The organism is Mariprofundus sp. NF (genome assembly GCF_013387455.1).
In the GTDB taxonomy this organism is placed as follows: Bacteria; Pseudomonadota; Zetaproteobacteria; order Mariprofundales; family Mariprofundaceae; genus Mariprofundus.
The window spans coordinates 48187-73255 of sequence record NZ_VWNC01000007.1; the positions used below are offsets into that span (position 1 = coordinate 48187).

General features: G+C 46.7%; 19 protein-coding genes and 1 pseudogene. 1 reads left to right on the top strand and 19 read right to left on the bottom strand.

Translation table 11 applies throughout. From position 1 onward, the window contains the following. Positions 1–79: 79 nt before the first annotated feature. From F3F96_RS10220 to cysC, 19 genes and pseudogenes are all read right to left on the bottom strand, one after another. Positions 80–901, bottom strand: coding sequence for a class I SAM-dependent methyltransferase (locus F3F96_RS10220; RefSeq protein ID WP_176963171.1), 822 nt, complete (start codon positions 899–901; stop codon positions 80–82). A 30-nt stretch (positions 902–931) separates the two neighbouring features. Next, positions 932–2980: an asparagine synthase (glutamine-hydrolyzing) gene (gene asnB, locus F3F96_RS10225; RefSeq protein WP_370465537.1), complete on the bottom strand. Its 2049-nt coding sequence runs from the start codon at positions 2978–2980 to the stop codon at positions 932–934. A 154-nt stretch (positions 2981–3134) separates the two neighbouring features. Then, complete coding sequence (locus F3F96_RS10235) at positions 3135–4394, bottom strand: glycosyltransferase (RefSeq protein ID WP_176963172.1); 1260 nt, start codon at positions 4392–4394, stop codon at positions 3135–3137. Beyond that, complete coding sequence (locus tag F3F96_RS10240) at positions 4391–5116, bottom strand: class I SAM-dependent methyltransferase (RefSeq protein ID WP_176963173.1); 726 nt, start codon at positions 5114–5116, stop codon at positions 4391–4393. The genes F3F96_RS10235 and F3F96_RS10240 overlap by 4 nt, the downstream gene beginning before the upstream one ends. A gap of 86 nt (positions 5117–5202) precedes the next feature. After that, positions 5203–6360 carry a glycosyltransferase gene (locus F3F96_RS10245; RefSeq protein ID WP_176963174.1) on the bottom strand — a complete coding sequence of 386 codons (1158 nt, stop codon included), beginning with the start codon at positions 6358–6360 and terminating at the stop codon, positions 5203–5205. Further along, a complete protein-coding gene (locus F3F96_RS10250; protein WP_176963175.1) occupies positions 6323–7165 on the bottom strand; it encodes a bifunctional 2-polyprenyl-6-hydroxyphenol methylase/3-demethylubiquinol 3-O-methyltransferase UbiG in 843 nt (280 codons plus the stop codon). The genes F3F96_RS10245 and F3F96_RS10250 overlap by 38 nt, the downstream gene beginning before the upstream one ends. After that, positions 7165–7866 carry a bifunctional 2-polyprenyl-6-hydroxyphenol methylase/3-demethylubiquinol 3-O-methyltransferase UbiG gene (locus F3F96_RS10255; RefSeq protein ID WP_176963176.1) on the bottom strand — a complete coding sequence of 234 codons (702 nt, stop codon included), beginning with the start codon at positions 7864–7866 and terminating at the stop codon, positions 7165–7167. Before F3F96_RS10255 ends, F3F96_RS10250 begins: the two co-directional genes overlap by 1 nt. Then, positions 7863–8594 (bottom strand): TylF/MycF/NovP-related O-methyltransferase, encoded by a 732-nt coding sequence (locus F3F96_RS10260; RefSeq protein WP_176963177.1) that lies wholly within the window; start codon positions 8592–8594, stop codon positions 7863–7865. Before F3F96_RS10260 ends, F3F96_RS10255 begins: the two co-directional genes overlap by 4 nt. Before the next feature lie 174 nt (positions 8595–8768). Next, on the bottom strand, positions 8769–10160 hold the full coding sequence (murJ, locus tag F3F96_RS10265) for a murein biosynthesis integral membrane protein MurJ (protein WP_176963178.1): 1392 nt from the start codon (positions 10158–10160) through the stop codon (positions 8769–8771). A gap of 48 nt (positions 10161–10208) precedes the next feature. Then, a complete protein-coding gene (locus F3F96_RS10270) occupies positions 10209–11219 on the bottom strand; it encodes an SDR family NAD(P)-dependent oxidoreductase (RefSeq protein WP_176963179.1) in 1011 nt (336 codons plus the stop codon). An 81-nt stretch (positions 11220–11300) separates the two neighbouring features. After that, positions 11301–11723, bottom strand: a pseudogene (locus F3F96_RS12735) (four helix bundle protein). Positions 11724–11819: 96 nt separating this feature from the next. Next, the gene (locus F3F96_RS10280; protein WP_176963180.1) at positions 11820–13112 is read right to left on the bottom strand and encodes a nucleotide sugar dehydrogenase; all 1293 of its coding nucleotides are present in this window, start codon (positions 13110–13112) and stop codon (positions 11820–11822) included. Between the two features lie 27 nt (positions 13113–13139). Continuing rightward, on the bottom strand, positions 13140–14114 hold the full coding sequence (locus F3F96_RS10285) for a Wzz/FepE/Etk N-terminal domain-containing protein (RefSeq protein WP_176963181.1): 975 nt from the start codon (positions 14112–14114) through the stop codon (positions 13140–13142). Beyond that, complete coding sequence (locus F3F96_RS10290; protein ID WP_176963182.1) at positions 14114–16915, bottom strand: SLBB domain-containing protein; 2802 nt, start codon at positions 16913–16915, stop codon at positions 14114–14116. The genes F3F96_RS10285 and F3F96_RS10290 overlap by 1 nt, the downstream gene beginning before the upstream one ends. A gap of 44 nt (positions 16916–16959) precedes the next feature. Further along, complete coding sequence (locus F3F96_RS10295; protein ID WP_176963183.1) at positions 16960–18126, bottom strand: nucleotide sugar dehydrogenase; 1167 nt, start codon at positions 18124–18126, stop codon at positions 16960–16962. Positions 18127–18359: 233 nt separating this feature from the next. Continuing rightward, positions 18360–19367, bottom strand: coding sequence for a dTDP-glucose 4,6-dehydratase (rfbB, locus tag F3F96_RS10300; RefSeq protein WP_176963184.1), 1008 nt, complete (start codon positions 19365–19367; stop codon positions 18360–18362). Beyond that, positions 19364–20236 (bottom strand): glucose-1-phosphate thymidylyltransferase RfbA, encoded by an 873-nt coding sequence (rfbA, locus tag F3F96_RS10305; RefSeq protein ID WP_176963185.1) that lies wholly within the window; start codon positions 20234–20236, stop codon positions 19364–19366. Before rfbA ends, rfbB begins: the two co-directional genes overlap by 4 nt. Next, a complete protein-coding gene (locus F3F96_RS12740) occupies positions 20236–20511 on the bottom strand; it encodes a sugar phosphate nucleotidyltransferase (protein ID WP_370465538.1) in 276 nt (91 codons plus the stop codon). The genes rfbA and F3F96_RS12740 overlap by 1 nt, the downstream gene beginning before the upstream one ends. Next, the gene (cysC, locus tag F3F96_RS10315) at positions 20508–21137 is read right to left on the bottom strand and encodes an adenylyl-sulfate kinase (RefSeq protein ID WP_176963186.1); all 630 of its coding nucleotides are present in this window, start codon (positions 21135–21137) and stop codon (positions 20508–20510) included. Before cysC ends, F3F96_RS12740 begins: the two co-directional genes overlap by 4 nt. A 252-nt stretch (positions 21138–21389) precedes the next feature. Between cysC and metH the strand changes: the two genes are divergently transcribed. After that, positions 21390–25046, top strand: coding sequence for a methionine synthase (gene metH / locus F3F96_RS10320; RefSeq protein ID WP_176963187.1), 3657 nt, complete (start codon positions 21390–21392; stop codon positions 25044–25046). Positions 25047–25069 lie beyond the last annotated feature (23 nt).

Here is a 25069-nt window from a genome sequence, read left to right on the forward strand (position 1 = left end):
CTAAGGGATGTATGGCGCATCAAGAGTTTTTGAACGAGAATCATTTCATTTATGCGGACTCTTATCATTCCATCCATCATTACAGCTTTTTAACTACAAGCAGGTGCATATCGGTAGTTTTGTCCTTATGTTTATTGTATATCAAAATGTCGTAATTTCGTCTATATAGAAGGTAGTCCGCTTCAAATACAACTTCCCCACCGGCTTTAACTAAAGCGCTAGTAACTTTACTCCATTCGACATGATCATCATCAAACACATGAATATCACCCTCCCTATGATATCTGGGATTAACGAAGCGCCTGATAAGCCAATCGTAATAGTTTGTCGGGATAAAATATTTTTTCAAATCCAGTCTGGTGTTCTGCTTCATTTCCTGCTCAAAATCCAGGTAAGCATGACCCTTAAGCCAAAACTCATCTGATGGTTCATGATCTATGAACACTACACCGCCAGGCTTAAGCACCCTCATAAACTCTGTAAGGATGCCAAGGTAATCAGGCACATGATGCAACACGGAATATGTAGCCACCATATCTACACTATCACTTGGAATATTTGAAAGATCAACGCCATTCAACTTTGCTGTTTCTACATTTGTAGTATAGCTCCTGGAAGCCAGCAGATCTAAAAAGCCTTGAGAAACATCACATGCAACAACTTCGCAACCAAGAAAGGTAAGGTGTCCAGTCAGGTTCCCTGCCCCACAGCCGAAATCAAGCACCAGCTTAGATTCACACCCAGTATTAATATCTGATATTGCCTCTTTCAACGCATTTCTAAGTCGAGATTGCTCATGGCTGTTGTATATCTCTCCATGAATTCGCTCATATTTTTTTGCAATCTTGTTATGAGTTCTAACATTCCATTCAAGATCGGATTCATTTTTAAATAAAAACAATTTGTTCCCTCGGTAATAACAATGCAATAGTCACTGGTTCTCCTCAAGCCATGCCTGAAACATAAGTACATCCCACAAATGACCTGACCAATCACGTTGTCCTGTTAAATGTTCGTCCCACTTTTCTCGTATCGGTGCCTGATGAAAAAATCCTTCTCGTTGCAATCGAGCTTCATCCAGAAGCGACTCAGCCCAGTCGCGCAACGGCCCCCGCAGCCAATCTCCCAATGGTATACCAAAGCCCATTTTCGGTCGCTCAATCAACTCTTTTGGCACATGCCGGTAGAGAACCTGCCGTAGTGCCCACTTGGTCTGGCCGTCGCGCAATTTCATCGATTGTGGCAAGCGCCATGCAAACTCCACTAGACGGTGATCCAGAAATGGCATCCTGGATTCCAATGATACCCCCATTGCAGCCCGATCCACTTTCACCAGAATATCATCTGGTAGATATGTGAGCATATCCAATGCCATCATCCGCTGAATCAGATTCAATCCATGCAACTCAGGGGCATTGCCGGTGAGCAATGTAGCTGGCTCATCTCCTCCAATCACCACTGAAGCTGGATCATCCCAATGCGACACCAGAGCATGATAGATCTCATCTTCAGATCCATTCATCAACATCGCACCTTTGTGCAATTTATTTCCGATATGTGCACTTCGTATATATCCAGGCATTTTCTCTGCAAGGTTATCCCAAACCTGAGGAGAGATGCTTGTTATCCCTCGCGCCATCAGTTTTCGCAGCGGGCCGGGTATCATCTCCAGCCGACTCCCCCACTTGGAAGTCATACGATAACGATCATAACCACAAAATAGTTCGTCCCCCGCATCGCCAGAAAGTGACACCGTTACATGCTCTCTGGCCAACTGAGAAACCAGAAAAGTAGGAATACTGGAAGAGTCAGAAAACGGTTCATCATATAATGCCGGCAAATGTGGAATGACTTCCATGGCATGTTCATGCGTAACGTACAGTTCGGTATGATCTGTACCCAAATGTTGCGCCACTGCTTTGGCGTACACAGCCTCATTGTAACCTTTTTCTTCAAAGCCAATGGCAAATGTCTTCACAGGTTTCACTGACTGCGCCTGCATTAATGCAACGATTACGGAAGAGTCCACCCCACCCGACAAGAATGCTCCCAGTGGCACATCCGCCATCATCTGCTGATGTACTGCATCCTTCAGCAAGAGCTCTAACTCATTCACGGCCTCATCAGCACTACCCGTAAAGGCATTGGCAACGCCGGATTCAGCTACCTGGACACCAGACCAATACTGTACCAGCTCGGGTTCACGTTGCTGTAAACTAACGGTCAATAAGCAGCCTGGTGTCAGCTTGGCAATGCCCTTGTATATTGAATAAGGTGTAGGAATATAGTTATGCCGAAGCAACAGACACAAAGCATCGCGGTCAACTTCAGCTTGAAAAGCGGGATGGGCACGTAACGCCTTTAACTCAGACCCAAACAGGAATGTATCGCCCTGCCAACCATAGTAGAGTGGTTTTTCACCAACACGATCTCTCGCAAGGGTCAATGTATTGGTCTCTCTGTCCCACACAGCTACGGCAAACATGCCAATAGCCCGTTCAATCGTAGCTTGAATTCCCCAAGCCTCTAACCCAGCAAGCAAGGTTTCGGTATCCGAATGGCCGCGCCAATTATACGGTGATTGGGAACTAGTAATTGAGGATTGATCGCTTGAAACCTCTGACTGCCGAGAAGGTGAATTACCGGCAGGCAAGAGAGACTCCCCTGGGGGGCTGCAGACTGCCGACTGTAAACTTTCTTTTTCCAACTGACTTCTGATTTCAAGGTGATTATAAATCTCGCCATTGAAGGCTATGACAAATCGACTCTGGGCCGACTCCATGGGTTGATGACCCGCCGGTGACAGATCCACTACCGACAGGCGTCGATGAGCAAGGCCGATGTACTGATTAGCATCAGACCAACATCCAACATCATCGGGACCGCGATGTACGATAGTATCAGCCATACGTCTGAGCAGGGCTGTGCCTTCCTCTCTCCCTAGTCCTGCATTACTCAACAGCCCCACTAGACCGCACATTAGGTGTCCCCCACCGGTATTCTGAATTTAACAGTATTGATTGAGGTGAACTTCAACAAATATAAAATAGTGTTAATAATAACATCCCAAAATAGCAAAAAGGATATGACGATAATTATTTGCCGATCAGCCGCTCTATCTATCCATGTTGCTGTCACAGCTTCTCCAAAGAAACATCATTCAATAGTCTAGTGTAAGTCGCACGTTCATGCTCATCAAGCAAGTCAGGGTCCATCATCTCTAATGCACGATCACGTGCACCTGAACCAATGCGATGCGCATAAATAGAATCATTCAGGATTCTATTAGCAGCATCCGCCATCTGCATCCAGTCCATGTGCGCAACCAGTTCTCCGGTTATCCCGGATTCAACCATCTCTCCTTGCCAGTCTACATCATAAGCTACGATTTTTGCTCCGGCTAAAGCCGCCTCAGCAAGAGCTCGACCAGTGTGAGGCGAGAGCACGACTGCCGCAAGAGGATACATTGAGGCCAGGAATCCCTGATTCTGGTTGCCGCAAAAAACAACCTGATCACTAATACCAAGGTTAGTTGCAAGATCAGACAGTTGATCTCTAAGCTGGCCGTCGCCAACCATTAACAACTTAACCTCATGTCCTCGTCTCTTTAGTTCAGCCAACACTTTGATAGGATCATCAGGGTGTTTTACTGGTTCAAGTCGTCCGACAAACATCAGGAATTTTTTCGGCGCGATATTATTCTCTTCCAGCCAGCCAGTCATTTCTGAGCGGCAATCAAGGTCAGTGAAATGTAATCGGTCAATGAGATTGCCATAGCGGAACAGTGTCGTTCGTTCAAGATGGGCACCATTTGCGATAGCAAAATCGAGGTTGTCCTGATTAGCACCAGCAACACACTCTGCCCTCTCCAGTACAAACCGACCTACTGCTTTTTCAATTCGGCGTGATGGGAAAAGACGAGGCATCATTGGGGTTCCAGTCGTTTCGAATGATTTGTCGTGATTCGCACCGACACGCACCAATAGTGGCACGCCTGTCAATTTAGAAATAATAAGCCCAATCAATCCATTGTATAACGGATCTGCTGCCCGCACTACACTAATATTTTCTCGTTTTATCAGATATATCAAACGAGTAATTAGAGCAATTTGACCTAGTAAAAAATTTAACTTTGGTAGCCATTCTAGCCATGAAAAACGCCCCATCTTTCCATCGATGAATGTATGTCTCTCAGTTAATCGATGGAATTCCGCAAAACCCGACCATTTCACTGAATTTGGGTCTGATACCAATGAAGCAAAAGGATGTACAGACCATACATGTTCAAAATAACCATCCAGATCTCTACACGTAACTGATTCTTGCAAACCGCGATTACGTATTGCCTCTAATGCAAATGACGTATCCAGTACCAATAGTTTTTTTATGCTCATTTTTTTCTAGCAAGAATGGAAACATTGTTATAATAACAATCGGTCACATCAATTTTATCCATAAAGATTGCTACAATATTGACGATTGCAGAAAACAGTAGCCACACAGGGAAAAACATACCCTTGAGTATTTTCAATGGAAAGTTCATGTTGCTTTCAGTTTCCATCCAACTCAGTAGCAAAAGGCCAAGCGTACTGCCAATTCCACCCTGTTTATTTACTTGTATGACTTCGAAGCGATTCGACAGCAGAGACAAAACGCCATAATAGGAAAAACGTCGAAAATCATTTGGCGCCCCATGCTCCTGATATATGAATGGAGCAGTGATTAACACCTCGCCTCCCGGCACAAGTACACGGTAAATTTCATTAAGTACTTCATCAACATCTTGAACATGTTCAAGAACCTGAGTGCAGATCACATTTTCCATGCTTGCCGTCTCAATCGGCCATGCCTCATCATGCTTGACAATATGGTCGACGAACTCCCCTTCATAAACATCAATTCCAATGTGCTGAACATTTTCTGACAACCATATTTGATAGGGCTTATCTCCACACCCCACATCCAGAACTTTACCATGAAAACTAGGTAGAGTTTCTTTTAAATCGGCATATATATATTTTGCTGCCAACCACTGAAAATGCCATGGATATAATCTTGGATGAACACCACACAGACTATTATATACGCTGGCATAAATACTTCCGAGTCTACTCATTCATAACCTCATAATATTAAACAAGCGAGATGATTCACTTATAATAGTTAATATCTTAAAACCACCAGCAAACAATACCCCGAACATCAGCGGCCTAACTCACGATGGTAAAGTTCAAGGTAAGCTGTGACCATTGCATCCACGCTAAATTTCTCGCGAGAAGATTGCTTTGCAACGGCTGATACAGTCTCTCGTAACTCCTGATTGTTCATTGCCTCCTGCATAGCTTTACTAAGCGCAACCGGATCATAGGGGGGAACCAATAAACCTGCCTTGCCATTCTGCAACGCCTCAGCGTTTCCCCCCACCGTTGTCGCAACTATAGGCAAACCGGCTGCCATTGCCTCAAGAATAGCATTTGAAAACCCTTCGCTATGAGATGCCATCACATAACCATCCATTGCTGACAAAATATCAGGAATATTACTACAGCCACCAAGAATAACGACCTGTTCTTCAAGCCCCAAATTATTCACCATCATTTCGATTTCGTGCTGTGCACCCCTGTCTTCTCCAACCAGAAAAAGACGAGCAGCATGATTATGGGATATTGTTGAAAATGCCTTAAGTAAGTCGATATGTCCTTTGCGTTCAGCCAAGTTTGCAACCTTAACCCAAGCAAACTCCGATGAAGACAAACCAAATTTTGAGCGCATCAACTGACGTGTTTCATCCGTAAAATCAAACTGTGATGAATTCAGTCCGTTATGAATACAAACGATTTTCTTTTTATCAACACCATCGCGTTTTATTGTATCGTCACCCACCATCTGGGAGTTTACAGTAACTATGTTACTTAGCGCATTACTAATACGATCAAAGTATTTCCAACGTGATTCTCGTTCCTGATGTTTCCCTAAATCTCGACGACTGGTAATTACCACGGAAGCCCCGGCCAATCTAGCTACAACAGAGCCTATAAAATTAGATAAAGGTAGATATGTATGAACAATACAGGGACGATTTTCATTGATAGATCGCCACAAGGTCCAGACACCACGAAGTAATGCATGTCTATCTTTCCCTTGTGAAAGTCTGCCATTTCGCACAGGGATCCCGAGTGACTCCAACACCTCACGAAACTTCCCTTCAGCACGCAAAGCGAAGACTTCACAGTGATACCCTCGTTTATTCAACCCTTCAGCAAGCATCACCAGTTGATGTTCCGCCCCTCCAAGTTCCAAGCTATCAATAACGAAAACTATATTAAAATTTGTCTGACTTATTTGTGAAAACAAACTCATTGCACCCTAGTCCTCCACCACAAGTAATCATGCGTTCCAGCATAAATCCCCGTTCATGGTAAAAAGCAAAAATTTCTTCTGGTTTGGCCACCTCAAATGGCAAGCCCCCAACCCAATCAATCAAATCTCGAAATGCTGACATTCCTCGAGCTCCAGATTCCGCATAGTGTATCCAGGAGTGGAATGGGTTCCCTTGATTTATAACATCTCGGATCACTTGTGGCCCCCACACTTTGAGAAGTGATGGTAACCACACCAACCAGCGAAAACCTTTAGGTAATGAGTTATATGCACGTTTCGCCAACAACCAACGGCGACTAATACCTCCCTGATCATTGTAAATAGAGACAAATAAAGTCCCCCCACCAGATACCATTGAACCTGCATTTTCCAGTGCTTGCCACATCTTTCCAGTATGGTGAAGAACCCCCCAAGAGTAGACAACATCATACTGACCAAGTCCTCGCAGGTGATTTTCATCTAGTACAGAGCCTTCCTCGACCACCCATTGACTGTCATTAGCAAAGAAACGTTCTCGTAGTTTCCGAGTACAGGCAACAGATTGAGGATCGAAGTCTATAGAGTGAACCTTTGCCCCCAATTGACGTGCTGCCAAGCTAAACAATCCACTCCCTGAGCCAATATCGAGAAATGTTTTCCCTTCCAGGGTCTCCACATCCAACATGCGCTTCAAAGAATCTACGGCCATTAAAATACGATCTTCATTCAACTCCTTCAGAAACAGTGCCCAGTTGGCACCAAATTCAAAACGATCGCCGCTTTCAACCTCTTTTCTGTGCCCCATTAATGCTCCCCTTTCCTTACAGAAAACTGCCAATTCTCACCTGCGCCGCCGTTCCCCAGTACACACACAGATAGCTTTGCAAAGGCGACAATCTTTCCTTTCCAGCTACACTGCTTCCAATTAACAAAATATGCCCGTCGAACAACCACGTTCACAAAATTATTCTCCAGCACTTCGACAAAACGCTGCTTTGAAAAACTTTGCTCATGCCCCCATCGATGAAATCTTGCCTCGCAGCAGGGGCAAAGAATAGAGTTCTCAGATAAATCTTCATCTGCCGGAACAGTCCCGATAAACTTCCCTCCAGGTTTTAAAACTCGATGCACCTCCTGAAGCGCTTCAGACAACGACTTGTCACTTAAGTGTTCTAATACTTCGGACATAATAACCACATCGAAAAAACTATCGGGGAAAGGGATAGACTCGACATAACCAGCCTTAAAATGCTCTCCATCTGCATCACCCAAATGAGCCGCTAATTTCTTGATCGTATTCTCTGAGGGATCAAGAGAATAAGCCTCAGCACCATGATTTAAGACTTGAGATTCAAGAAAGCCATCCCCCACACCAATATTCAACACGCGCGCGCCTTTAGCTACTTGCTTAGCTAGAAATGAAAGCCGTGGATGCGCTCCAGAAAAAACATTCAACTCATCAGTCTGGAAATGCTCCCAGATTTTTTCCTGATTGATTTTATTCATAGCTTAATCACAACCCCTTGACCTGTTGTTAATGACAATATTTTCTCCTTGCCACCAAAATACTCATCCATAGCAAGCTTAGTCCCTGGGCAGGTCCCAAAACCATAATCATCACATACAATCACCCCACCACTCGCCATACGGGGATAGAAAAACTCTAATGCATCTAATGTAGGCTGATATAGATCGACATCAATATGTAAAAATGAGAATGAACCACTCTTTACTTCACCAAATTTATCAGGTATCCAGCCCTTGTAATACATAACATTTGAGAATGATTGTAAAGTTTCCCGACATGCAGCTTCCGGAGAAATAAGATCAGCCGCCTGCCAATATGAACCATCATTCTCACCCGGTGAGCTTAACCCTTCAAATGAGTCAAACAAGCAATGCATTTTACTGAAACTTTCAGCATGCTGGCAAATTAAATATGAGGTAGCACCTTGGTATGCACCACACTCCACCGTATCACCTGCTACCCCTTCGACAAGTTTTAATAGCTCTCGTATAGTATACTTCCTATCAAGTGATCGATAATTATTTGAGCCGCAATATCTCTCATACCACTTAAGAAACTCTGCATCCTCCCTCCAAATTTCAGTACGGTCACCAACATGCAGTTTTGGGTAAAGAAAGTTGGCAGAACGTTCTGCAAGATAATATCGTGACTCATCATCACCACGAAGGGCCTTGATTAAGATTTTTGCTGCATTAAATATATTCATCAGTAACTCTTGTAAACCTCAGCATAAACTTAGACACACTATTCTTAATGACTATTACGATAAGCTGAAATGTTATTTTTTATTAATCCGATCAAATTTAGAACAGCATTTCTGTCTGTTTCACAGCCGCCGAACATCTATTCTTCTTGGTCACATTCCACGACTCAGTTTACATCAAATTTCCAGAGACTTTCTTCCGTCATCTTCCAGTTTCTTCATTTGATATTTCACAATCCAGTATAATGAAGTTGTTGAAACAATGTAAACAGCAGCGGTGGACAATGCAATTCCTGCCACCCCTATTATTCTCATTAAAATGATATTTAAAATCACATTTAACAATAAATTTAGTATCGCCACATATAGTAAGAATCTATTTCCACTCATTACGGAAACATACCTGGCAAACAATATTCCCAAGATATAAAATGGAACCTGTAATAGTGAATACCGCATCACCTCACTTACCAGCATCGTATCCTCCCGAGAAAAAGATCCTCTCTCAAACAAGAGTTCAACCAATGGTTCAGAAAAACACAAACCGATCGATGTCAATGGGAGTGAGATGACAACAATTAATTTTGAATATTTAGTCAGCGTGTCCCTCAACCCCCGGTAGTCCGCTTCAGCAATTTGTTGCGACAAATATGGTAACACCGCGGCTCCCAAACCAGCTGCTGCCAGCCCAGTTACTAAAGCTGGCACCTTGATGGCAAAGCTTAAAGCCGAAACACTCCCCGATTCTAGCCAGGCTGCCATCACCTGATCTACCATCACAGTGCCACTCATCAAAAATGCCCCACCAATCATTGGCAGATATTGGGTAATCACTTTCCTGCTGTTATTGTCTAGCCCATGCCATATTGGTAAACAAACATATCCAGCTCTATTTAGCCCCCACACGATAATACAAAGCTCAAAAAAAGCGCCACTAAGCGTCCCCATGACCAATAGCTCGGGATTCCCACTACCATTCGCAAAAACATAAAGCAGTAGAATGATAACAACAGGAGTCAGAATGGGCGCAACTGCTACCAGAGAAAATTTCTTTTGTGCATTTAGTACTGCTCCGCCAAAAAGTGCCATTCCACCGATCAGAATCAAAGGCAACATCTGGTCAAATACGTTAATTGTATTCTCTAATTTAGATGGGGAAAAACCAGCTGCGAGCATTTTTATTAGCCACTCATTAGTTACAGAAAAAATTACCGTAACAGCACCAAGCACTGCTAGAGCAATCAATGTGACACTCGAAAACAGTTTCTTCGCCGCTGCATGTCCATGCTCTTCCCTAACGCTAATCAACACAGGAATAAATGAAGAATAGAATGAACCCGCAAATACAGAGATCGCGAAAGCTGGTAGGACACAGGCCATTAAAAATATATCTAATGAGTCGCCGATACCAAATGCACTTGCGACTGCCATATCTTTCCCGACAGAAAGTGCCCTTACCACAAGCGTTATCATTGCTATTGACAGTGCAGCACCGAATATACTGCGATTTACAGATAGACCACACCAACTAATCCAGCGAACATACAGCCGTTTAATACATCTTCTCATCAGACTATTATGACTTAGCGTGCGTTGCTAATGGCATACATATAGCCATCACATGCCATAATAATCTCGATACCAGGCTACAAATCTCGCCACACCCTCTACCACAGGAGTATCTGGTCGATAATCAACATCGCGTACTAGATCATCCACATCAGCATAGGTAGCCGGAACATCGCCATCCTGCAGAGGCAGGAAGTTCTTTTTCGCTTCGATGCCCAGTGCCGTTTCAATCGCTCCGATATAATCCATTAACTCAACGGGACTGGAATTGCCAATGTTATACACCTTCCAGGGAACCTTGCTCGATCCCGGATCGGGGTTCTTTCCTGTCCAATCTGGATTACTCTCGGCAGTATTATCCAATACTCGGATCACACCTTCTACGATATCATCGACATAGGTAAAATCACGGCGCATTTTGCCGTGGTTAAATACATCAATGGACTTACCTTCCAGTATTGCCTTGGTAAACAGGAAGAGAGCCATATCAGGACGTCCCCAGGGGCCGTAGACGGTAAAGAAACGCAGGCCGGTAGTAGGCAGGTCAAACAGATTTGAATAGGTATGAGCCATCAACTCGTTGGCCTTCTTACTGGCCGCATAGAGTGACAACGGATGATCGACGTTGTCATGCACCGAGAATGGCATGGTTTCATTGGCACCGTATACCGAAGACGATGAAGCATAAACCAGATGTTTTACCTGATTGTGGCGGCAGCCCTCGAGAACATTGGTGAAACCAACAATGTTGCTGTCGATATAGGCGTGTGGGTTATCTATCGAATAACGCACACCAGCCTGTGCAGCCAGATTCACTACCTTATCGAACTTCTCTTCGGCAAACAGTGCTTCCATACCTTCACGATCAGAGAGATCCATCTTCATAAGACGGAAATTCTCGTGATCAGAAAAGCGTGCCAAACGCGCCTCTTTCAGACTGACCTCATAATAATCATTGAGGTTATCCAGCCCCACCACTTCATCGCCACGCTCCAGCAGGCGAATACTCAGATGTGAACCGATAAATCCGGCAGCGCCGGTCACTAAAATTTTACTCACGAATACTCCTTCGTAAAAAGTTGGCAGAAGTCAGTTGGCAGTAAGCAGAATGGCTTCTTTCAACTGCAAGCTGTCAACTGCCTACTTCCCATTATCTTTAACGCTCCGAATCAGCCCGACAAGCATAGCACTGATCTCTATTGTTTCCTTGATCCACTGCTTGCCTACTTCGTTGTCAATATATCCGATCTCAATGCCAATATATGTTTGTGTTCTCAGCTCCGCACATGATGCTTTGGCAATATCCAGAAAACGTCCTTTTTCCTTGTCGGATGATCGCTCCATCCCCTCGGCGATATTCATACGCCACATCGTGTGACCTCCCCTTTCAGGGCGCTATACGCGTGCAATGCTGCTTCCTGCATTATTGTTGAAGGGTATAGAAAGACCAGAACGGGTGATCTGATCCTTAAAACCAAAATCTCTCAATACAGACAGCTCTTTGTATATGCCTGCACTCAATCTTGCTGACCGTTTCCAAACATCCAGATTCTCAAAGGGCATAAGACAAGTCTGCAGGGGGCAGTTTACAGTCTGCAGCACAAGTTCGCCTCACTAGCTGCAAACTGATGACTGCCAGCTGACTGCTTCTTTTCAAACTTACAATCTCCATAGGCTGTAGCCGGCATCAGTTACTGCATCACGATCCAGTGCAGACTTCACATCGATAACCACCCCACCCTGTCTAAGGCTGGTCAGCAGTTCGCTCAGGGGCATATTCATATATTGTTTGTGACCCACAGCGAGAACCACAGCATCAGCTGCATCAGGCAGATCACGCCACGCTGTTAGGCTGATGCCATATTCATGTTCAGCCTCATCAGTTGCAGCAAGCGGATCATGTGTGCTGACGACACACCCATACTCTTCAAGCTCAGACACCACATCAGCTACCTTGGAGTTACGCAGATCCGGGCAGTCTTCTTTAAAGGTAAGGCCTAACACAATAACCTTGGAATCTTTGATGCAGGCACCTGACTGAATCATCTGCTTCACAGTCTGCTGAGCGATATAAGCAGACATACCATCATTGATATGACGACCTGCCAGAATAACCTGCGGATGATAACCCAGCACTTCGGCCTTATGGGTCAAATAATATGGATCAACTCCGATACAGTGGCCACCCACAAGACCCGGTCTGAAGGGAAGAAAGTTCCACTTACTGCCTGCCGCCTCAAGCACATCAATCGTATCAATCCCCATCTTATCAAAGATAATGGCGAGCTCGTTGATCAAGGCAATATTGAGATCGCGCTGGGTATTCTCGATCACCTTGGCAGCTTCTGCAACCTTAATTGTGGCTGCTCTGTGAACACCAGCTTCAACAACCATCTCATAGAGCTTTGCAACCTGTTCAAGCGTCTCATCATCCTGCCCAGAAACAACCTTCACGATCGACTCAAGCGTATGCACCTTATCACCCGGATTCACACGCTCTGGTGAATAACCGACTTTGAAGCCATTATCACCACACTTCAGACCCGACTCTTTTTCCAGAATCGGCACACACACTTCTTCAGTGACACCCGGATATACAGTCGACTCGAAAATAACAATCGCACCCTTTTTCAGGTTGCGCCCAACCGTCTCTGTTGCCCGGATGACGGGTGTAAGATCAGGTTTATGGCCCTCATCTACAGGTGTTGGCACAGCGACAACGACATAATCGGCTTGGGTAATATCAGCCGCATCAGTGCTATAGTTAAGCATCGCGGCTCGCCCAAATAGCTCATTAGACATCTCTCCAGTCGGGTCATAACCCTCCTGATATGCTTTTACCTTCTGCTTCGAAATATCAAAGCCTATCGTCGGCAGGCAACGACCAAAGGCCAGAGCCAGTGGCAGGCCGACATAGCCCAAGCCGACGACAGCAACAGTTTTTTTAATCATTAGTACCCTCTTATAAAATCACAATGTTCATTTATCAGACGCTGAGTATGCACCTTTTTTTCGCTCTCTTTGCCACCCTTCCCAGAGAAACACAGCAATCATGGTGAGGAATGCGGATGCGATCATGGCCAACATTACAATTCGGATGCGTTTAGGTTTGAATGGATAATCTGGAGCAACCGCTGCATCCAACACCCTGAATGCAAATTCCTTTTGCGTGCTTGCCAGCATGGCCCTTTTCTGTTCCTGAGAAATCAATTCAAACAGTGCCTGCCGCATCTCAGCCACCCTGACTTTGCCCAGTTCAGCATTTAGATAGCCCAGCTTCTCCCTGCTCCGATCTAACGCTTGTTGCCGCAAGTGCGCATTCAATTTTGCTATCACAGCATTGGCTATTATTGCTGTAAGGGCCGCATCCTTACTCTCTACAGCAACTCTGATAAGGTCTGATTTTATATCATTGGAGACAGACAGCATGCTATTTATTTTTCGATATACAGCCCATTGAGAAGGTTCCCCTTTCTCACCACGCCATGTCTGGTTTTCTGCATCCCAGCGATTCTTAAATAGTATCTGCTTAAGCTTGTTCTCTTTAACAAATGCCCATAGGAATCCCCGTGAAGTCAGTACGGCCAGATTAACTTTCACATCCTGACTGCCACCACCTCCCAGTGATATTCCGGCCATTGAAGCCAATCCTCCTAATCCTCCCAGCGATGCTCTATTATTCGCTTGTTCTCCGACGGGAGTGATCACGACTTCTGCACGATAAATGTTTGGCAGGCTGCGCGCATAAACAACGGCCAGCACTGTAGCCAAAACAACCATGCCGATAATCAGCCACTTTTTCCTCCAGAGCATCTTCCAATACTCCAGCAGATCAATCCCCTCATTATCCTGCACACCATACATAGCGGCAAGTAATCGGGGGTCTAAGGGTGGAACAGTCGATTGATCAGGTTGCTGGTCACTTTGTGGACGTTCTATTTTTACATCAGGCATCAGAGAACACCCAGTGCGACCATGGATGCCGTAAATATTGCCGTCTGCATCAACACTTTTGACCAGTCGAGTGCACTATCAAGTGCATTAAACGTCTCTAACTTTTGTGGTACAACTACAGTATCTCCGGGATAAATTTCACTATTACTTCGCCACCCACTACCAGACTCCACGTATCCATTGGCCCTGATAATATACGCTCTGGAATTATCAGCCATTGCAGTCATACCTCCGGCAAGATCAATCAAATCATCTTTATCCATATTCTGTCGATAAAGCATGGCCGTCTGATTATACACCTCTCCCATAACCATTACCTGATCCGGACGTTTCGGAATAAGTAAAGTATCTCCATCAATAAGCTTGAGAGTAGATCCTGCTCTTAGTTTTCCTTTGTTATCCATATCGATTAACAAACGGCCTTGCGGTTTAAGGTCTAGAAGAGCCTCAAGTACGTTTTCAGCACTCGAAAGCCCACGCTGCTTTTCGGCAAGAATTTTGGGATCATTTATAGAACTATAGGCTGTTTCCATCTGGGCTATCTCGCGCTGCAGACGAGTTGCTGCCTCCTTCATCTGCTTACTCTGCTCTTCTTTAATTGATTCTCTGGTGAAAATAGCAGCCTGCACATAAGCACTATCCGTTAATCCACCCGCTCGCTGCAGTAGTTGCTCAATGGTTTCCCCATTTTCAATCGTATAGACGCCAGGGAATTTCACCTCTCCTTTCAGCTCCACCTGCTCTGAAGGTCGCCAGTTGCTGATGGAGCGCACCATCAGCACATCATCAGGAAGCAAAACAACATTTGCTTTGGCATCTCCTGACAGCGCCTCTGCCAGATTAACCACAACATGTTTTGTTTTTCTTACATCGTCTTGATTAACCTCATATCTGGTAAGCTCGGCCTGTTTTAGGTAAGCCTCTTCTTTCGGACCACCAGCGGCCATCAGAAGATCGGCAATCCGCATGTTTTTACCAAGAGGATACTCACCCTCATATTGAATCGCGCCCTGGATAGTTACACTTGCCATCTGCCGCATGGCCTTATTCGAAAGAACAAAAATCTTATCGCCAGCAAGCAGGAGAGGGTTTTCTGACTGAAAACCACTGTGCAACATCTCACCAAGAGGCGGCTGAAGAATGGTTATCTCTCCACTGAGTGGATTGGCTCGTTGAATAATCAGGTAATCACGGAATGCAGATGGAAGAAGATCGGCTTCTGAGGCGATAAGATCAGAAAGATGCATATCATCTTTCAATCCGAAAGCTCCAGGACGCTTCACATGCCCGCCTAGGTGTACCAAATCCTGTTTAATTCCTGGCACAGGATAGACAAGCATCAGATCACCATCTTTAGTAAGGTCAGCTTTCTTCACTGTAAGATCCAGATCAAGCAGCGAGCTATTCCCTGCTTTCGTAATCCGATCAATCTGAACATGGCGAACATCGGCTGTAGCCAGCGTTCCTCCGGCCAGTTTTAAAACATCGCTGGTACGATAGGAGCGTCCCTTCTTCAACTCATAAATACCCGGTCTTACAACTTCACCAGCCACGCCGATAACCTGGCCAATCGGAGGGACAAATACGACATCTCCGGGCTGTAGTCTCACATCATGCTGGCTGTCACCTTTAAGTAGAAAGTCATAGAGATCAAGTTCTGCCACATTTTTACCACTTCGTTTCAGAACCACATGGCGCAAACTACCCTTTTTACTTATACCACCTGAGACAAACAATGCATTAGAGATCGTGGAAAGACCACTGACAAGATAAGAGCCGGGGTTATTTACATCACCGAGAACAAACACACGCATAGAGCGCAGTCGCCCCATAGAAACAGACCCCGTTGCACCAATTATATGCTGATGAATCTTTTCAGCGATCAGCGCCTTAACCTGCATAAAGCTCTGACCTGCTACACTTAGTGGTCCAATAGGAGGAAGTTCAATCACCCCTTCACGGTCAACCACCAGTTCAAGGCTATCATCTCTGCTGCCATACAGTTGTACGGAAATCTCGTCACCCGGTCCTAGAATGTATTCTGGGGGAATGGGGATCTCTGAAGCTGGCTCAAAGGTGGTTGGCGTTCCTGCGAACAGGTTGTATCCATACTGGAGCAGCTCATTACTCACCTTAACCTTTGTCATTGCTTCATTAAGCTCATCGTTCCAAACAGTTTGTAAACGCTTCCTCTCAGTTAAATTAACCTTGCGCTGAGGCTGGGATTCTAGCTCTCCCTTCCAAGCTGATTGCAAGCGATCATCAATATTAATGTACTCATTATCAGCATCACGCGACTCTCTGGTATCAGCATCACGCGACTCTCTGGTATCAGCATCACGCGACTCTCTGGTATCAGCATCACGCGACTCTCTGGTATCAGCATCACGCGACTCTCTGGTATCAGCATCACGCGACTCTCTGGTATCAGTATCACGCGACTCTCTGGCATCAGTATCACGCGACTCTCTGGCATCAGTATCACGCGATTGCCTGATGTTTTCGACAAATGAGGCAAATCTATTTAATCGATCATGCATTGATCGTTCAATCGAACTTGGTTCAGACAGTAGTTCAACATCAAATGGCTCAACTGAAGGTTTTGACTGCTGTGACCCCTGCTGATCACGACCAGTATCCCGTGTGTTATCACCGTTAAAGCCTGCCTCTCTAGCCAAGGTTTTCTGATCCTTCGTTGAAAGCGAATTGGCCATCTTCAACTGTTCATCCAGTGCGGCTGCACTGACAGTGGCAGGAACAGCGATCGCACCGATAAGCAGAAACATTAGAACTTTACTCAAATGACTCATTCTTCCCTCTCTCCACGAAATAGCACAATCTCCATCTAATCGCTGCCAAACAGATCACGCGTATAGACCTTGCTCTCAACATCTCTGAGGTTCTCGGAGATTCTGTTGGCCACAATAACATCCGACCTCTGTTTGAAAAGCTCCAAACTCTCAATAACTTCGGAATTGAAGAAATATTCATCTGACAGGGCAGGTTCATAAATTATAACTTCAACACCCTTGGCCTTGATACGCTTCATAATGCCCTGAATGCTGGAGGCACGGAAATTATCCGAGCCGCTCTTCATGATTAGCCGATAAACACCTACCACCTTCGGTTTAAGTTTGAGAATGGAGTCGCCAATAAAATCCTTGCGTGTGGTGTTGGCATCAACAATGGCGTTGATCAGATTTTGCGGCACATCCTGATAGTTGGCCAGCAGTTGTTTGGTATCCTTGGGCAGGCAGTAACCGCCATAACCGAACGAGGGATTATTATAAAAATCACCGATGCGTGGATCTAGACAAACGCCCTGAATAATCTGTCGTGAATCCATGCCATGTGTGGCCGCATAACTATCGAGCTCATTAAAATAGGCCACACGCATGGCCAGGTAGGTGTTGGCAAACAGCTTAATCGCTTCAGCCTCACTGGAGTCAGTAAGGAGTATCTCAACATCCTGTTTTTCTGCCCCCTGTTTAAGAAGAGAAGCAAATCTCTCGGCGCGATCAGAGCGCTCGCCCACAACAATGCGTGAAGGATACAAATTGTCATAAAGAGCCCTGCCTTCACGAAGAAATTCGGGTGAAAAAATTAGATTATTACAATTGAAGCTGGCACTTGCCTTGGCTGTAAAACCGACAGGAATGGTCGATTTAATAATCATCACAGCATCCGGATTGATAGACAGCACATCCTGAATCACCGATTCCACGGAGCTGGTATTGAAACAGTTAGTCTCAGGGTCATAATCTGTAGGTGTTGCAATAATGACATAATCGGCGTCAGCGTAGGCAACCTGTTTATCAAGAGTCGCTCGGAAATGAAGTGCTCTATTACTCAGGAAATCTTCAATCTCATCATCCGCGATGGGTGAGAGTCCGTTATTGAGCATATCAACTTTCTCAGCTGATATATCGAGCGCAACCACATCGTTGTGCTGAGCCAGCAACATGGCGTTGGAGAGTCCGACATATCCTGTTCCGGCAATGGCAATTTTCATCAGCTTGATAAACCCTCTCTTAAGGATGCTTTCCTGAAACATTATCCTACAGGATTGCACGCTACCTCAATGATAGAAAATGCCAATAAAATTAGAAACAACATGATTACAGGCGCATAACATCATGATATATAAAATAAAAAACCACAATTATAGCTTATGTTTTTATGATCTCAGCAGACGTATCATGAAGGCCTGAAAAATGTAGTTAACTAGTAGGATATTCCGCAAACCTACCTGTCCAGATACCAGTTCAGGGCTTTTCTAATGCCTGTCTCAAACGTCTCTGCAGGCGTCCAATTCAGAGTCTGCATCATCTTTGTCGCATCAATAGCATAACGCCAATCGTGGCCGGGGCGATCTTTTACAAATGAGATCAGATCGTTATGTAGCCCATTCTCCGGAGCCGCCTCGTCCATAAGGCTACAAATCATGCGCACAATATTGATATTACTCCACTCATTGATACCTCCAATATTGTATACTTCGCCGGGAACACCTCTGCTGATGATCGCATTGATGCCAACGCAGTGATCCTCAACATAAAGCCAGTCGCGGATATTGGAGCCATCACCATAGACAGGAATCGGGGTGCCGTTCAGGCAATTGCGAATAATGGTTGGAATCAGCTTTTCACTGTGCTGATAAGGGCCATAATTATTAGAACAGTTACTGGTTGTCACAGGCAGCCCATAGGTGTGAAAATAGGCGCGCACCAGATGGTCTGACCCGGCCTTGGAGGCTGAATATGGCGAATTGGGGGCATAGGCCGTTGCCTCACTAAATGCCGGATCTGATGGCTCAAGAGTCCCATATACCTCATCAGTCGAGATATGATGGAATCGACACGCCGCCGAGTCCCATTGCCTCTCCTGCAACCAGTAGTGACGCACTGCCTCCAGCAGCGTGAAGGTGCCAAGAACATTTGTCTTCACAAAAACTTCCGGGCCTGCAATCGAATTATCCACATGAGATTCAGCCGCGAAATGGACGACTGTATCAATCTCAAATTCACGTAGCAGTCGATCAACCAGCTCCCGGTCACAGATATCACCCTGCACAAAGTGATGGCGTGACTCACCAGGTAAACTGGTGAGGTTTTCAAGAGAACCCGCGTAGGTCAGCAGATCCAGATTTACAATCTTCACATCCGGATCACTGGCCAGCATATATCGCACAAAGTTGCAGCCGATAAAACCGGCACCGCCGGTGATTAGCATATTACGGGGTGTAAACATCATCCATATTTCTCCATCAGAGAATGCAGATAGTCGCCATAGCCACTTTTACCAAGTGCAGCTGCAAGTAATTTCAACTGATTATTATCAATATAACCCAAACGCCAGGCAATCTCTTCGGGGCTTCCGATCTTCAACCCCTGCCTGCGCTCGACCACCTCAACATAACGCGCGGCATCCATTAACGACTCATGGGTGCCGGTATCGAGCCAGGCAACACCTCGACCAATCTGAACCACTTCCAACTCTCCCCTTTTCAGATAAGCTCTATTAACATCCGTTATTTCCAGTTCGCCACGGGCAGATGGCTGCAACTTTGCAGCGACATCCACAACACTGTTGTCATAAAAATAGAGTCCTGTAATGGCCCAGTTACTTTTAGGGGTTTCAGGTTTCTCCTCAATTGAAACTGCTTTGCCCTGCATATCGAATTCAACAACACCATAATGTTTCGGCTCTTGAACGCGATAGGCGAAAACCGTTGCCCCGCGAGCCTGATCTGCAGCGATACGCAACTGCTGCACCATCCCCTGACCATAAAAAATATTATCGCCAAGAATGAGAGCGACCGAATCATCACCAATGAACTCCCGGCCAATAGTCAGCGCCTGCGCCAGTCCTTCGGGTGCAGGCTGCTCAGCATAGGAAAACGTCAACCCCCATTGCGCACCATCACCTAAAAGCCTCTCAAAATTCGGCAGATCAGCAGGTGTAGAGATAATGAGAATTTCGCGCACTCCAGCCAACATCAGGGTGGAGAGAGGGTAATAGATCATTGGTTTATCATAAACCGGCATCAGTTGCTTACTCACTGAAAGCGTTAGCGGGTGCAAACGGGTACCAGAACCTCCGGCTAGAATAATCCCTTTCATCAGAACTCCTGCCTGAAACCAATTATTGGTTTGTGATTCGGGGCATCCATGCCCCTCACCCTAATGGGCGAGCTAAAGCACGACCAATTTAGTTCTCCTACCAAATTGTGATGTCGCACATCCTGTGCTCCTCCCCTCCGGGGCGAGCTAATTCGCTCGTCCAAATGGGCAATCCGTACCCATTTGTCATAAACTGGCATCAGTTGCTTACTCACTGACAGGGTTAGCGGATGCAACCGGGTGCCGGAACCTCCGGCCAGAATAATCCCTTTCAAGAAACGCCTCCCTTGATAATGTCCGCTTCATATAAACATGCGATCACATGATCCACGCAAGCATCTAAAGAGAGGCTGCCGGTCTCAGCAACCACCTCGGGTGATTCAGGCTCCTCATAGGGTGATGAGATACCGGTGAATGCAGGGATCTCCCCTGCCCGCGCTTTGGCGTATAACCCCTTCACATCGCGTGATTCACACACCTCAATCGGGGTTTTGCAGTAGACCTCGATAAAATCGCCATCAACAAGCAGCGAACGCACTTTGGCACGGTCTGCTCTAAATGGTGAGATGAACGCCGTCAGCACGACCATCCCCGACTCCACAAACAGCTTGGCCACTTCACCAACGCGGCGGATATTCTCTACCCTGTCTGCATCTGAAAAGCTCAGATCACCACAGAGGCCATGGCGCACATTATCCCCATCAATAACAAAGGTTTTTACACCCATCTCATAGAGGCGCTCTTCCACAGCGTGAGCCAGCGTAGATTTTCCTGAACCGGAGAGCCCGGTAAACCACAACACAGCACTTTTATGGCCGTTGGCTATTTCACGCTTCTCTCTAGTCACCGCAGCCTGATGCCAGACCACATTGCTACTTCTCTTCTCACTCTGCGAATGCATTGGACTCACCTTATAAAAAAAAACTTTCAAGCGAACTGTAACGAATTATCCGCCAATCGCCATCCACAGGTTAACATGTCATCCGACTATCAAAATTAATACGTCAGATACAGCCCTGTTTTTCAGCAACCCGAGCAAGCATAAAGCAAACGCACCCTGAAAGTGCATGCATTTCCTCCTGAAAAGCGAAGAGAGCAAGGCAATAAATTTCACCGTTTCTACCCTGATAAGTAGCTGCTAGTGTGCGCCACCATGAATAGAACCCTTCTCCTACAACAGCAGATGAAAAAACAGATCCTTATCCTGGACGGTGCCATGGGCACCATGATCCAGTCATATGGATTGGACGAGGCCGATTATCGCGGTGAACGCTTTGCCGACTGGCCTAGCGAGCTGAAAGGCAATAACGACCTGCTGTCGCTAACGCAACCGCATATCATCAGGGAAATTCATACGAAATACCTGGAAGCCGGTTCTGATATTCTGGAGACCAACACCTTTAACGCCAATGCCGCATCAATGGCCGACTACGGCATGGAAGCTCTGGTTTACGAACTGAATGTTGCCGGAGCCAAGGCTGCAAAAGAGGCTTGTAACGCCATTGCAACGCCAGAGAAACCACGTTTTGTTGCAGGAGTCCTCGGCCCCACATCTCGAACCTGCTCGATCTCGCCTGATGTCAATGATCCGGGTTACCGCAATGTCACCTTTGATGAGCTGGTAGAGACCTACACCGATGCCACACGTGGCCTGATCGATGGTGGTGCTGATATCCTGCTGATTGAGACGGTGTTTGACACACTCAATGCCAAAGCGGCCGTGTTTGCCGTAAAGAAATATTTCGAAGATGCCGGTGTAGAGCTGCCGATCATGATCTCCGGCACCATTACCGACGCCTCGGGCCGCACCCTCTCCGGCCAGACAGCCACCGCCTTCTACAACTCGCTGGCTCACGCCAATCCGATCTCGATCGGTCTGAACTGTGCCCTGGGTGCCGGTGAGTTGCGCCAGTATGTTGAAGAGCTCTCCAACACCGTATCCTGTGGCATTAATGCCCATCCCAATGCCGGGCTGCCCAATGCGATGGGTGGTTATGATGAGACAGCTGAAGAGATGGCTGCCGAGATCAGGGAGTGGGCCGAGTCCGGATTCCTCAATGTGATTGGTGGCTGCTGTGGTACCGGCCCTGACCATATCCGCGCCATGGCCAAAGCTGTGGCTGGCATTGCCCCCCGCCCTGCCCCCCAGCGCGAAACCTTCTGCCGTCTCTCCGGTCTTGAGCCGCTGCATATCGACAGGAACTCCCTGTTTGTGAATGTTGGTGAGCGTGCCAATGTCACCGGTTCGGCCATGTTCAAACGGTTGATTCTTGAAGGTCAGTTTGAGAAGGCACTGGATGTCTGCAGGGATCAGGTGGAGAACGGTGCCCAGATCATCGATATCAATATGGATGAGGCGATGCTTGATGGTAAAGCCGCGATGGTCACCTTCCTTAACCTGATCGCCTCTGAACCGGATATCTCGCGTGTACCGGTGATGATCGATTCATCCAAATGGGAGATTATCGAAGCAGGCCTGAAATGCATTCAGGGCAAGGGCGTGGTCAACTCGATCTCCATGAAAGAGGGTAAAGAGGCGTTTGTACATCATGCCAAACTGCTGGCCAAGTATGGTGCTGCAGTGGTGGTGATGGCCTTTGATGAAGAGGGTCAGGCCGACACTTTTAAACGCAAAATCGAGATCTGTGAGAACTCCTACCGTATTCTCGTTGATGAGTGCGGCTTCCCGCCAGAAGATATTATCTTTGACCCCAACATCTTCGCTATCGCCACCGGCATTGAAGAGCACAACAACTACGCCGTTGATTTCATCGAAGCGACCGGCTGGATCAAGCAGAATCTGCCACACGCGATGATCTCCGGCGGTGTCTCCAACGTCTCCTTCTCCTTCCGTGGCAACAATCCGGTACGAGAAGCGATCCACTCTGTATTCCTCTACCACGCCATCAAACAGGGCATGGATATGGGCATTGTGAATGCAGGCATGCTCGAGGTGTATGAAGAACTTCCGAAAGAGCTCAGAGATGCCGTAGAGGATGTGGTACTCAACCGTAACCCCGATGCCACCGATCACCTGCTCTCGATTGCCGATAACTATCGCGGTGATGGTACCATTGCCAAAAAGGCTGATGAGGAGTGGCGCAAGCTGCCGGTGGCCAAGCGCCTTGAGCATGCGCTGGTTAAAGGCATTGATGCATACGTTGATGAAGATACCGAAGAGGCACGCCTTGCCTTTGATCGCCCGATTGAGGTGATTGAGGGGCCATTGATGGATGGCATGAATGTGGTTGGAGACCTCTTCGGTGATGGCAAAATGTTCCTGCCGCAGGTGGTGAAATCGGCCCGAGTCATGAAAAAAGCCGTGGCCTGGCTGATGCCGCACATTGAAGCGGAGAAAGCTGAGGGTGTATCCTCCTCCAACGGTAAAATTCTGATGGCTACCGTGAAGGGTGATGTGCACGATATCGGTAAAAATATTGTCGGTGTGGTGCTGCAGTGCAACAACTTCGAAGTGATCGATATCGGGGTGATGGTACCTGCCGCCAGAATTCTCGAAGAGGCCAAAAAACATGATGTCGACATCATCGGCCTCTCTGGTCTGATTACCCCCTCCCTTGATGAGATGGTGCATCTGGCCAAAGAGATGAAACGGTTAGGTTTCAACAAACCGATCATGCTTGGTGGTGCAACCACCTCCAAGGCCCATACAGCCGTGAAGATCATGCCGGAGTACGATGAGCCGGCTGTCTGGGTGAAAGACGCCTCACGCGCCGTTGGCGTAGCCCAGAATCTTATTTCAGATGCCTACCGCGCCGACTTTGTAAGTAAGCTGCGCACAGAGTATGAGGGTGTACGTGATCGATATCTGGGTCGTCAGAGCCAGACCGACTGGCTCTCACTTGCTGATGCCCGTGCTAATCCTGTCGTGCTGAAGCAAGAGAGCATTGCAGCTGCCCCGGCCACTCCCGGTGTGCAGGTGCTGGATAATATCGATATCGCTGAAATTCGTGCTTATATCGACTGGAGCCCTTTCTTCTCGGCATGGGAGCTTAATGGTGCCTACCCGCGCATCCTTAATGATCCGCACAAAGGCAAAGAGGCGCAAAAACTGTTTAATGAAGCACAGGTGTGGCTGGATCGCATCATTGCTGAGAACTGGTTTAGTGCCAAAGCGGTGTTCGGCCTCTTCCCTGCCGCATCCACTGACGATGACAGTGTGATTGTCTATAGTGATGAGTCTCGTTCTAATGAGTCCGCCCGCTTCCATTTTGTGCGCCAGCAGCTGGATAAAAAGGATTCACGTGCCAACCTCTGCCTCTCTGATTTCATTGCCCGAGAACATGACCACATCGGCGGCTTTGCTGTTGGCATCTTCGGTGCAGATGAGCAGGCCAAAATCCATGCAGCTCAAAACGATGATTATGCCGCCATTATGATCAAGGTACTGGCTGATCGTCTGGCTGAAGCGCTGGCTGAGATGCTGCACAAGGATGTACGCTGCAAACATTGGGCATATGCAAGTGACGAGTCCCTAAGCACTGAAGAGCTGGCCAAAGAGAAATATCAGGGCATCCGCCCTGCTGCCGGTTATCCCGCCTGCCCTGAACACACCGAGAAAGCCACCCTCTGGAGCCTTCTCGATGTTGAAAACAATATCGGTATGGGCCTCACCGAATCATTTGCCATGAAACCTGCATCGGCTGTTTCGGGCCTCTACTTTGCCAACCCTGAAGCGCACTACTTCACTGTCGGTAAGATCAACAAGGATCAGGTTGCTGATTATGCCAAGCGTAAAGGAATGAGCATCGATGAGGCCGAAAAGTGGCTGGCACCCAACCTGGGCTATTAATCACACGCATTTAGATAAGATTA

Excerpts from the sequence above, each read along its gene's own strand:
- asnB (WP_370465537.1), bottom strand. The coding sequence starts at position 2,980 with ATGTGCGGTCTAGTGGGGCTGTTGAGTAATGCAGGACTAGGGAGAGAG.
- cysC (WP_176963186.1), bottom strand. The coding sequence starts at position 21,137 with ATGCATTCGCAGAGTGAGAAGAGAAGTAGCAATGTGGTCTGGCATCAG.
- rfbA (WP_176963185.1), bottom strand. The coding sequence starts at position 20,236 with ATGAAAGGGATTATTCTAGCCGGAGGTTCTGGTACCCGTTTGCACCCG.
- F3F96_RS10255 (WP_176963176.1), bottom strand. The coding sequence starts at position 7,866 with ATGAATAAAATCAATCAGGAAAAAATCTGGGAGCATTTCCAGACTGAT.
- murJ (WP_176963178.1), bottom strand. The coding sequence starts at position 10,160 with ATGAGAAGATGTATTAAACGGCTGTATGTTCGCTGGATTAGTTGGTGT.
- F3F96_RS10295 (WP_176963183.1), bottom strand. The coding sequence starts at position 18,126 with ATGAAAATTGCCATTGCCGGAACAGGATATGTCGGACTCTCCAACGCC.
- F3F96_RS10260 (WP_176963177.1), bottom strand. The coding sequence starts at position 8,594 with ATGAATATATTTAATGCAGCAAAAATCTTAATCAAGGCCCTTCGTGGT.
- F3F96_RS10245 (WP_176963174.1), bottom strand. The coding sequence starts at position 6,360 with ATGAGTTTGTTTTCACAAATAAGTCAGACAAATTTTAATATAGTTTTC.
- F3F96_RS10250 (WP_176963175.1), bottom strand. The coding sequence starts at position 7,165 with ATGGGGCACAGAAAAGAGGTTGAAAGCGGCGATCGTTTTGAATTTGGT.
- F3F96_RS10285 (WP_176963181.1), bottom strand. The coding sequence starts at position 14,114 with ATGCCTGATGTAAAAATAGAACGTCCACAAAGTGACCAGCAACCTGAT.
- F3F96_RS10235 (WP_176963172.1), bottom strand. The coding sequence starts at position 4,394 with ATGAGCATAAAAAAACTATTGGTACTGGATACGTCATTTGCATTAGAG.
- rfbB (WP_176963184.1), bottom strand. The coding sequence starts at position 19,367 with ATGATGTTTACACCCCGTAATATGCTAATCACCGGCGGTGCCGGTTTT.
- metH (WP_176963187.1), top strand. The coding sequence starts at position 21,390 with ATGAATAGAACCCTTCTCCTACAACAGCAGATGAAAAAACAGATCCTT.
- F3F96_RS10240 (WP_176963173.1), bottom strand. The coding sequence starts at position 5,116 with ATGAGTAGACTCGGAAGTATTTATGCCAGCGTATATAATAGTCTGTGT.
- F3F96_RS10280 (WP_176963180.1), bottom strand. The coding sequence starts at position 13,112 with ATGATTAAAAAAACTGTTGCTGTCGTCGGCTTGGGCTATGTCGGCCTG.